The organism is Streptomyces boncukensis, from assembly GCF_011045075.1.
Taxonomy (GTDB): Bacteria; Actinomycetota; Actinomycetes; order Streptomycetales; family Streptomycetaceae; genus Streptomyces; species Streptomyces boncukensis.
The window spans coordinates 1-7,165 of sequence record NZ_JAAKZZ010000386.1; the positions used below are offsets into that span (position 1 = coordinate 1).

6 protein-coding genes and 1 pseudogene are annotated in these 7,165 nt (G+C 76.1%); 4 read left to right on the forward strand and 3 right to left on the reverse strand.

The window, feature by feature from the left end:
- The 4 genes and pseudogenes from G5C65_RS27430 to G5C65_RS27445 all read left to right on the forward strand — a co-directional run.
- Nucleotides 1–777: pseudogene (locus tag G5C65_RS27430) on the forward strand (NYN domain-containing protein); the annotation flags it as partial.
- Between the two features lie 280 nt (nucleotides 778–1,057).
- Entirely contained in the window at nucleotides 1,058–2,038 is a 981-nt protein-coding gene (locus tag G5C65_RS27435) for an ATP-binding cassette domain-containing protein (RefSeq protein ID WP_165301690.1), read from the forward strand.
- Between the two features lie 91 nt (nucleotides 2,039–2,129).
- On the forward strand, nucleotides 2,130–2,921 hold the full coding sequence (locus G5C65_RS27440; RefSeq protein ID WP_206442338.1) for an ABC transporter permease: 792 nt from the start codon (nucleotides 2,130–2,132) through the stop codon (nucleotides 2,919–2,921).
- Between the two features lie 203 nt (nucleotides 2,922–3,124).
- Nucleotides 3,125–3,823, forward strand: a complete 699-nt coding sequence (locus G5C65_RS27445; protein ID WP_206442336.1) for a hypothetical protein — start codon at nucleotides 3,125–3,127, stop codon at nucleotides 3,821–3,823.
- Nucleotides 3,824–4,003: 180 nt separating this feature from the next.
- Here the strand turns inward: G5C65_RS27445 and ybaK are convergent, their stop codons facing one another.
- The 3 genes from ybaK to G5C65_RS27460 form a co-directional block, all read right to left on the reverse strand.
- A complete protein-coding gene (gene ybaK / locus G5C65_RS27450; protein WP_165301685.1) occupies nucleotides 4,004–4,513 on the reverse strand; it encodes a Cys-tRNA(Pro) deacylase in 510 nt (169 codons plus the stop codon).
- Between the two features lie 29 nt (nucleotides 4,514–4,542).
- Nucleotides 4,543–5,358 (reverse strand): LON peptidase substrate-binding domain-containing protein, encoded by an 816-nt coding sequence (locus tag G5C65_RS27455; RefSeq protein WP_165301687.1) that lies wholly within the window; start codon nucleotides 5,356–5,358, stop codon nucleotides 4,543–4,545.
- 91 nt (nucleotides 5,359–5,449) lie between these two features.
- Nucleotides 5,450–7,063 (reverse strand): oxidoreductase, encoded by a 1,614-nt coding sequence (locus tag G5C65_RS27460; protein ID WP_165301688.1) that lies wholly within the window; start codon nucleotides 7,061–7,063, stop codon nucleotides 5,450–5,452.
- Nucleotides 7,064–7,165 lie beyond the last annotated feature (102 nt).

The window sequence follows — 7,165 nt, forward strand, 5'->3', positions numbered from 1 at the left end:
CCGGAGCCCCGCCCCGAGATCGCCGCGATCCTCTCCGCGCCGCTGCCCGAGACCCCGGATGCCTCCGGTGCGCCCGCCGCCACGTCCAAGAACGGCACCCATGGGCCGCCCGCCGAGCCCGGCGGCGGGCCCCCGGCCCCGCCCGGCGGCCGGCCCGCCAGAACCGAGCAGGGCCGCGAGGGCGGCAGCGCGCCGGACGCGGGCAAGGGCGCAGCGGGCGGCGCCCAGCCCGCGGGCTCCGGGGCCCCGCCGCACCGCGCCGACGGCGGCGTGCCCACGCCCAAGGACCTCGCCGGGCTCGGCAGGCCCGGGGCCGCCGCGCCCGCCGCCGGCGCCCCCGCGGGCGGTCAGGGCGCCACCCTGCGCTGGTCCTCCGACCGGGGCTGGGTCGAGCGCGCCGTGCCCGGCGAGCCCCCCGAGATCGCCGCGCTGCCGACGCTGGCCCAGCTCACCACGGCCGAGCAGCGCTGGGCGGACCGCGAGGAGGACATCACCGCGGTCAGCGGCGACCCCTTCGAGGTCGGCCAGGTCTTCGCGCGCCGCTGGATCGAACGGATCAGCGCGGACGCGCAGCTGGAGCGGCTCTCCGGGGAGTACCCGCGCATCCCGCACCGCATCGACGGCGAACTGCTCCGGTACGCGGCGCGGTTCGGGCTGCTCGCCCACAAGGACGACCAGATCGACGAGCATGACCGGTATGCCATTCGGGCGGGGTTCTGGCGCGAGGTCGACGCCCGCACCGGCGCGTCCTCGGACCCCGCGCCGGCGGGCGACTAGCCAGGGCCCACCTGGACGATGCCGCGCCCCTGGCGGGGCACAGGGCCGTGCCCCGCCAGGGGCGCGGGGAACTGCGCGACCAGCCGTCCACATGCCCGCAGTCCGCGGCGGACAGCAAGGGGCACCCCCTTCCCGGCGGCAAGATCCGCTGGACACCGCCCCCTGGAACGAGCCGCACCGGAACGGGCGCGTACCCTCGTAGGTCGTGAGGACGGCCATGCGGCAGGCGGCGGGAGGCTCGGTGGACAGCGCGCGCACGCGGGCCTCGGCAGCCGTGAGGGTGAGCGGCCTCGTCAAGACGTACCCGGCGGCACGCGCCCGGCGCCGCCGCCCCGCCGCCCCCGCCGTCCGGGCCTGCGACGGCGTCAGCCTCGACATCCGGCAGGGCGAGGTCTTCGGCCTGCTCGGCCCGAACGGCGCCGGCAAGTCCACCGTCGTACGCCAGCTCACCGGCCTGCTGCGGCCGGACGAGGGCGGCGTCGAGGTGCTGGGCCACGACCTGGTGCGGCACCCGCGGCGGGCCGCCCGGCTGCTCGCGTACCTCGCCCAGGAGTCCAGCGCCCTCGACGAGCTGACGGTCGCGCTCGCCGCCGAGACCACCGGGCGGCTGCGCGGCATGGAGGCCCCTGCCGCCCGCAGGGCCCGCGACGACGTCCTCGCCGAGCTGGGCCTCGGCCCGCTCGCGGACCGCCCGCTCAAGCGGCTCTCCGGCGGTGAGCGGCGGCTGGCGTGCGTGGCCGCCGCGCTGATGGGCGCCCGCCCGCTGCTGGTGCTGGACGAGCCGACGACCGGGATGGACCCGCACGCCCGGCGCGCGGTGTGGGCGGCCGTGGACCGGCGGCGCGTCGAGCACGGCAGCACGGTGCTGCTGGTCACCCACAACGTCATCGAGGCGGAGACCGTGCTCGACCGGGTCGCCGTACTCGACCGGGGCCGGGTGATCGCCTGCGACACCCCCGGCGGGCTGAAGGCCGCCGTCGGCGAGGAGGTGCGCCTGGAGCTGGTGTGGCGCGAGGCGGCCCCGCTCGGCATCCCCCGGATCGCCGCGCTCCGCTCCGCCGCCGCCGTCTCGGGGCGCCGCTGGACGCTGCGGCTGACCCCGGAGGAGGCGCGGGAGGCGGTGGCCCTGGTCACCGGCGGCCCGGCGTTCGCCGCGCTGGACGACTTCCGGCTGGCGACGCCGAGCCTGGAGGACGTGTATGTGGCCCTCGGCGGGCGGGCCGAGGGTTCCGGGGGAGCAGAGGGCCTGGTGAGAGCGTGAAGGGCGAGAACGTGAGGGGTGGGGGCACATCGTGAGTACAGCCGCAGCGGAGGGCCGGGCGGTGGCCGCCGCCGCACCGCCGGCGCAGCCGCTGGGCGCGGACGGCGCCGCCGGGCCCGGCGACGGCCCCGCGCCGCTCGCCGCGCGCGCCCGGGTGCGGCCGGCGCTGGGTGCCGTCTACCGCGCCCAGCTCTCGCGGGCGCGCGTCGCCCGGATCCCGCTGCTGTTCGTCGCCACCTTCCAGTCCCTCGGCATCATGCTGCTGATGCGCGGCGTGGTGGACGGCGGCGCCGAGGCACGCGCCGTGGTCGCCGGATCGAGCGTGCTCGTCGTGGCGTTCGTGGCGCTGAACCTGCTCGCGCAGTACTTCGGGCAGCTGCGCGCCAGCGGCGGCCTCGACCACTACGCGACGCTGCCCGTGCCGCCCGCCTCCGTCGTGCTGGGCGCCGCCGCCGCGTACGCGTCCTTCACCGTGCCCGGCGTCGCCGTCACCGCCGTCATCGGCGCCCTGCTCTTCCACCTTCCGCTGGGCGGGCTGTGGGTGCTGGTCGCGGTGATCCCGCTGGCGGGGGCCGCGCTCGCCGGGCTCGGCGCCGCGCTCGGCCTGCTCGCCCCGAAGCCCGAGCTGGCCACCGTCTGCGGCCAGCTGGGCATGTCGGCGGCGCTGCTGCTGGGAGTGGTGCCGGCCGGGCGGCTCCCGCTGCCGCTGCAGTGGGTGCGGGACCTGCTGCCGTCGACGTACGGCGTCGAGGCGCTGGGCCGCGCCCTCCAGGCCCGGCCGGACTGGGGGGCGGTCACGCTGAACCTCGCGGTGTGCGCCGCCGTCGGCGCGGTCTCGCTCGCCGTGGCGACGCGCGCCTACCGCTGGGCGACGGTGCGCTGACCCGCGTCCTGCGGATTCTGCCGGGCCGGGGCTGCCCCGTGCCGCCTCGTCGCAGGGTGCGCGTGATCTGTGGCTGCGCGCGCAGCTCCCCGCGCCCCTGCGGGGCGCACGGATGTACCCCGACCAGCCATGGCAGCAGCCGCGGGCCGCGCGGTGCGAGGGTCGGCCCGCAGGGTGCGCCCCGGGCCTGGCACGATAGCGGGGTGACCGTACCGACGCCGTCCTCACCCGACCACGACTCCCGCCCCGCCACGCCCCCGGCGGACGCCGCCGAGGGCGACGTCCGATCCGGTACGCGCCCGGCGCCGCCCGCGGCGGAGCATGCCGGCGAGGGGCGCCCCGAGGTGTGGCGCGAGGCGCGCGCGGGCGTGGTGTGCGGGCTGGCCGTGGCCGTCGCCGGTGTGGTCCTCGGGCTGCTGTGGCTCTGGCTGGCCCCCCGGGTGCCGCTGTACACCGACGGCAAGGCCGTCTATCTCAAGGACCCCGAGGGCGAGGAGGCCATCGGCGCCGACGCCGTCTTCGTCCTGCTCGGCATCGGGTTCGGCCTGCTGACCGGCGCCGCGGTGTTCCTCGTCCGGCGCTCCGGCGGCGTCGGGGTCGTCGTCGGGCTCGTGGCCGGTGCGCTGCTGGGATCCGTGATCGCCTGGCGGCTGGGTGTGTGGCTCGGCCCGGACACGGACGTGGCCGCGGCGGCGCGGGCCGCCGGGAAGGGCGCGACGTTCGACGGCCCGCTGAAGCTGCAGGCCAAGGGGGCGCTGCTGGCGTGGCCGCTGGCCGCGGTGGCGCTGCATCTGGTGATGACGGTCGTGGTGTGGCTCAAGGAGGCGGGGTCGGCCCCGCCTCCGGTGCAGCAGGGGTGGGCTACGCCGGACGGCGACCGTGGTTCGCCCGGCCCTTCTTGAGCCGCCACCGGCGTTTCCGCGTGCGCTTGGACATGGTCGGGCCTCCCGTTCACCGCGGCTTTCTACGGTCGTAGCGGAGAACGCCCCGGCTGTGAACCTCCCGCGTCCCGCGTTCCCGGCATCGGGGCACCGTACGGGGCGCCCCGGAGGCGCCCCGGGAGCCGTAGCCGCTGACCGGCCTCAGTGGCGGGCGATCGGGGCCAGGGTGGCGTCTGTCAGGGTGGCCAGGTCCTGGGGGGCGAGTTCGATCTCCAGCCCCCGGCGGCCCGCCGAGACGCAGACGGTGCCGTGCTCCGCCGCCGAGGCGTCCAGCACCGTCGGCAGCCGCTTGCGCTGCCCCAGCGGGGAGATCCCGCCCCGCACATAGCCGGTCGTCCGCTCGGCCGCCGCCGGGTCCGCCATCGCGGCCCGCTTCCCGCCCACCGCCGAGGCCAGCGCCTTGAGGTCCAGCGAGGCGGCCACGGGCACGATGGCGACGGTCAGCGCCCCGTCCACGTCCGCCACCAGGGTCTTGAACACCTGGGAGGCCGGGACGCCGAGCGCCTCGGCCGCCTCCTCGCCGTACGACGCGGCGGACGGGTCGTGCTCGTAGGAGTGCGTGGTGTACGCGACCCCGGCCTCGGCCGCCGCCGCGGTGGCCGGGGTCGCGGCGGACCGCTTCGCCGCCGCCGCTGTCTTCTTCTTCGCCATCGCCCTCGCGCCGCCCTCGGTCGGGTAGGTCAGTTCGGGCTCGTGGGGTTGCGGGTGAGGTCCACGAGCGGGAGCGACGGGAGCTTACCGATCACGGCGGTCTCCCGGCGCAGGATTTTCAGCTCGTCGGTCAGCCGCGTCGCCGTGTCCGGGGCCTGGAGCAGCCGCTGCTTGGCGGGGGTGCTGAGCACCGTCGCCGCCGCGACCAGGTAGGAGATGACCGAGGGGTCGTCCGGCAGGTCCTGCTCCTGGCCGGCCGTGAGGGTCCGCTCGCGCGCGCCGGCCAGCCGCTTCTGGTAGGTGCGGAAGGCGCGCAGCACCCCGGAGGCGAGGGCTCCGGCGCCGTCGCCCTCCTCCTCCGGGATCTCCTCGGTCTCGCCGGTCAGATAGGGGCCGTCGGCGTTGACGGACAGCAGCCGGAAGCGGGTGGTGCCGGTGGCCAGGACCTCGTACCCGGTGGTGCTGGTCCGCGGGTCGGAAGCGTCGGTTCCGGGAGCTCCGGGCTCCAGGTTCTCGCCGTCCGGCTCGCCGCCGGCGCGCTCCCGGATGGTGGAGGCTTCCGCGACGCAGCCCACGGTGTAGAAGGAGGTGATCGGGTCGGGGCCGAAGCCCGCGCCCGCCTCGCTGCCGGGGGGTGCTGCGGACTCGGGCAGCCCGGTCGCGGTCGGGGCCACTTCGCTGCCGTCCCGGATGGCGACCACGCCGAACCGGCGGGGGACGTCCTCGGGCAGGTCGAGGAGGTCGCGCAGCAGGGCCCGGTAGCGGGGCTCGAAGATGTTGAGGGGGAGGACCAGGCCCGGGAACAGCACCGTGTTGAGGGGGAAGAGCGGTAGGGCGGTTGTCACAACCGGTAAGCCTAAGCCCTTTGGGCGGATCAGGAGATGGACCGGCCCGCGCAGGCCGCCAGGATTCCAGGCCCGGAGGTGTCGCCGCAGCTCACTGCCGCCGCAGCAGCCGTGTCGCGCCCGCCGCCACCGTCGTGGCCAGGATCCAGCCCAGCGCGATCATGGCCGCTGCCAGCCACTGGTAGCGGCCCGCCGGGTTCCAGGCGGTGTCCTGGTTGAAGGAGATGACGGGCAGCAGCAGGTCCAGTGCGTACAGCGCGGCGTTCCAGTGCGGGGACTCGTCGCCCTTGACCGGCTCCGGACGGTGTGCGTCGAACAGCAGCGCGCCGGTCAGCCACAGCACGCCCATCCACAGGGCCGCCTGCCCGGGGCGGTAGCCGTACGCCACCGTCCAGTCCTGGACGTACCCCCACGCCTTGGCCGGCAGCGGCAGCGTCTCGCGGCGGCGGCGCTGCTTGGCCAGCAGCACGACGCGCGCGTTGGTGTCCTCGCCCGTGTTGCGGTACATCGCCGCTAACTGCTCGTACGGCTCGGGCGCGTACTCGGGTGTGGCCGTGGCCACCCACCGCAGGCGCTCGCGGACGTTGAAGTGGCCCTCCCAGGGGATGGCCTGCTGGTAGGCGAAGCCCGCCATCCACAGCCGGTGGTCCCTCGGCCAGCTGCGGGTCCGGTCGACGAGCTTGTCCACGGTGGCGCCGGACAGCACGATCAGGCCGCGCTCGGGGGCCTGCGGGGTGAAGTTCAGCTGCGGGGCCGTGATCCGGCGCAGCGACAGCTCCTGGTCGAGCTGGAGGTCCAGCCGGGCGTTCTCGATCACGAGGGAGGAGCCGAACCGGCCGTCGTCCAGCACGATGCCGCCCGTGCACTCGAAGTGCTTGGTGCGCCATCTCGTGCCGCCCTGGGTGGTGAAGTCGTAGCGGGTGCCGGTGGGCGGGGTGGCGCCGTAGATCTGCGGGGCCGTGGCGCGGCTCGCGTCCGCGAAGCTGGCGACCTGCTCCACGGTCATCTGCGGCGCGTAGAGCGCGTAGCGGCCCCGGGGGTTGCGCAGCACCGCGCCGAACATGTGCAGCGAGCTGCCGACCGTGGCCCCGCGCAAGCTGACCTGCCCGTCCGTGAGCAGCAGGCTGGCCTGCAGCTCCTGTGAGACGGTGACGCCGTCGGCGGCGATGGCGCGGGTGCGCCGCCCGGAGCCGACGGTGGCCTCGTTCAGCATCAGGTCGGTGCCGATCGTGGCGTCGGTGAGCTTGACGCCCTCCGGGATGCTGCACCGGGGCAGATGCAGATCCCCCTCGGTGGTGAGGCGGGCGGCCTCCAGCCGGGGGATGTAGCAGTCCACGAAGCGGGCGGTGTGCAGCCGCGCCTCGGGCATCCGGATCTCGTCCGCGAAGCGGCACTGCCGGAACTCGACGTAGTGCTCGACGACGCCGCCGGAGACGTCCAGGCACCCTGTGACGCGGGCGCCGGTCAGCTGGAGCGAGGCGACCCGGCCCAGCAGCGGGGGCGGGCCGTGCAGCAGCAGCCGCGCGATGAACCGGGCGCGCACCGTGCGCTCCGGGCCCCAGGGGTGGTCGCCGTTGGGGTCGTCCAGCTCGGGCTGGTGCGTCCGCAGGTCGTGCTCGCTGCCGTTGCGGAACGCCTGCCACAGGCCCCACTCGGCGGTGGTGACCCCGGTCGGCGGCTCACTGGTGTCCGCGGGCTCGTTCACGCGTGCGTCTCTCCCTCGGCCGAGGCTCGGTTGCCGGCTTGTGCCGTCTTGATGCCCGCTGATGCGGTCTCGGTCACGTGGGACTCGCGGACAGTTACCGCC

Bases quoted from the DNA above. Each gene is read 5' to 3' on its own strand.
- ybaK (WP_165301685.1), bottom strand. From the start codon at position 4,513: ATGGCGAAGAAGAAGACAGCGGCGGCGGCGAAGCGGTCCGCCGCGACC.